Below are 415 nucleotides of genomic sequence, written 5' to 3'. Positions count from 1 at the left end.
CTGGGTCAGTTGAAGCGTTGCCTGAAAGTTGAAGGAATTGGTTTTTTGACCGGGGCTCGCTTGATCACGGCGTTTCAGCGCGGCGACTTCAGAAACGCGGACGCCTTTATCGCCTTTCTGGGATTGGATTTGCGCGTGTTGAAATCAGGACAAAAAGACGGTCGCCGTAGTTTGACCAAGCGCGGTGATCCAGAGGCCCGCCGGCTTCTACACAATGCAGCGATGTCGGCTAGCCGTACGGCAGCCTGGAAAGGGTTTTACGAAGAACAAAGAGCTCGGGGTTTCAGCACCACTCAGGCACTGGTAATGCTGGCTCGCAAGCTTGCTCGGGTGGTATTCGCCTTGCTGAAAGGGCAAAGCGAATATCAACCGAAAACCAGTTGAGAGCTTCCCCTCAACCATAGAATCTCCCACA

Annotated in this window: 1 protein-coding gene; it reads left to right on the top strand. The window is 54.0% G+C overall.

The features are described 5' to 3' along the window. Positions 1-384 (top strand): transposase (locus tag ACM6IR_RS25090; protein WP_414910179.1); only part of this gene is annotated, 384 nt, incomplete at its 5' end. Positions 385-415 lie beyond the last annotated feature (31 nt).

This window comes from Pseudomonas sp. IT-P253 (genome assembly GCF_949768125.1).
Classification (GTDB): Bacteria; Pseudomonadota; Gammaproteobacteria; order Pseudomonadales; family Pseudomonadaceae; genus Aquipseudomonas.
This window is presented reverse-complemented; position numbering and strand designations above follow the sequence as displayed.